This is a genomic window from Aporhodopirellula sallentina SM41 (genome assembly GCF_000346505.1).
Lineage (GTDB): Bacteria > Planctomycetota > Planctomycetia > Pirellulales > Pirellulaceae > Rhodopirellula > Rhodopirellula sallentina.
Map to the genome: position 1 here is coordinate 1 of NZ_ANOH01000072.1, position 1,971 is coordinate 1,971.

The 1,971-nt window shown below is 55.4% G+C and carries 2 protein-coding genes; one reads left to right on the plus strand and one right to left on the minus strand.

What is annotated here, in order from left to right; genetic code table 11:
* The coding region (locus tag RSSM_RS34485; protein WP_008674743.1) for a hypothetical protein at positions 1 to 219 on the plus strand (219 nt) is incomplete at its 5' end.
* A 393-nt stretch (positions 220 to 612) separates the two neighbouring features.
* Here the strand turns inward: RSSM_RS34485 and RSSM_RS03880 are convergent.
* Positions 613 to 1,833, minus strand: coding sequence for an IS110 family RNA-guided transposase (locus RSSM_RS03880; protein ID WP_008674746.1), 1,221 nt, complete (start codon positions 1,831 to 1,833; stop codon positions 613 to 615).
* Positions 1,834 to 1,971: the final 138 nt, after the last annotated feature.

The following is a 1,971-nucleotide window of genomic DNA, read 5'->3' on the forward strand; positions in this document are numbered from 1 at the left end:
GGCCCCGGCCCGGTGATTCCAATCGACTATGAAGTCCGTGGTTTGACCAGTGGCGACTGGCCGCTTTTTGGGAATTATTTTTACATGAGCTGTGAAGGCACTTCTTTGGGTGGTTTTGAGAGCGAGTTGCGGTCGGTAGTGACTCTTGCACGATTGCGGCGAGGTGAGAAAGTCCGGCTGGGAACTATTCGACTATTCGAGGTGCCGACGCTGGGGTGACGAATCACTCACTTGATCTGCGTCGTCTCATCATTTCTTACAGGCGTTCCAATCGGTTTGAATTGGATACTCTTGTTTGGGCCAGCCACAGTCTTTATCGCGGCGTCTTCCGAACATGCGATACGTCCGGATGCCAACCTTGGTGAGTAGTCATGGCCAAAGGGGAGTCCTGCTGGAGTGTTTCTCGGTTCGCTTTCTTCGTCGCTGGGCACCGCCGCCATCAATTCGCTGCGGCAAGGACGCTGGTGAGGGAGTGATCGTTGGTTTGGAAATGACTTCTCGGGAGCCTCGCATTCATTATCTCGAGGTTGGCGACAGAATCGTTGCCTCGGACAGGAATTCGCGATCACTCCCAAGAAGCCCGGCTCGCAAGACGGCGAGCCTTGGTTGGGGTCAATTCAGTTGAGACGTTTGAGTACGCCGGTTGCCCGTTCGGGTTTGACGTTTTGGTTTGGTGCTCAGATGCTTGCGACGGTGCGCAGCACGGGAAGACTCTTCGCTGTAAACCGGCCCCGGCGGCTTGGGTGGTTTTCGCTTCACCTTCAGCTTCCCGTCGTCCTGTTTGGTTTCTTCGTCACTGAGCAGTTTGCTGGCGTCCCAGTTGGTCTGGTCTCGCATCATCGCCCAAGCGATCACGCCGATCTTGCGAGCCAATGCGATGCCTGCTTTCTTGCGCCGAGTCTTGCTGCCGCCAGTGATTCGATCGTAAGTCTTCTTGCTCCAGCGGTTGTAACGCAGGCTACTCCAGGCACACTGCAACAACATCGTCCGGAGCAGCTTGCTGCCACGCTTGCTTATCCGTCCGTTGCGATCGATCTCGCCTGATTGATGTTGCTTGGGAGTCAGCCCGAGGTAGCTGGACAGATGGCGAGCATTCTTGAAGCGATGCGGATTATCGATGGCTGCGACCAGTGCTTCGGCAGTCTTGCGTCCAACTCCGGGGATGGTCATCAGGCGAACGATATCAGGATGCTCGGCGGCGAACTCATCGAGCTTTGTTTCGAGTGATTCGAGCTTGACCACTAAGTCGTCCAGTCGTGAGAGCTGCATATCGAGTTGCCCTCGCCATAGTTCATCGCGACCACACTCTTCGATCGGCTTGCGAAACGAGTTGATGTGGACGCGTCCGGTGTTCCACGCTCGTTCACCGGTATCGATCTCGATGCCCTGGTTGGCGAAGATGCTTCGTATCGAGTTCTTCAGGCGATTGATGTCCTGATCGACACTCTTGCGATACTTGATGAACGCTCGTTGCTGGCGAACCCGAGGCTTGGGGACATGGACCGGCACGAGCCGCCTCAGCAGCGACATTTCGGCGAGCTTCAGTGCGTCATCGCGATCTGTTTTTCGCTTGGTGGCTTTCCAGTTCCAGGCTTCCTCGTTGGTGCTGCAGACAAGCGTTTTGACGCCTTTTTCTTCGCAGATGTCGTTGATCCAGCCCGACGGCCCGCAAGCCTCCATGACGATCAAGTCGATGTCGCCGCGAGTATTCAGCAGATTCTCGATGTGCGACCGCTTAGTGGCGATCGTCTCGAACTGGTGCTTTTGAGTGGCTGGATCGAAGAAGCAGCAGACGCTATTAAACTTGCCAAGGTCGATGGCGCATGTCACCATGAGAGAGCTCCGTGGTTTGAGGTGTCAACGTGTAAGAAGTGTTGATTGTGACGTCTCGAAAGAGAACGATCACGGCCTGGTCAGTAGCGTGTTGCAACCGACTCGCCTCAAACCACGGACTTCATGAATTCTTTATCC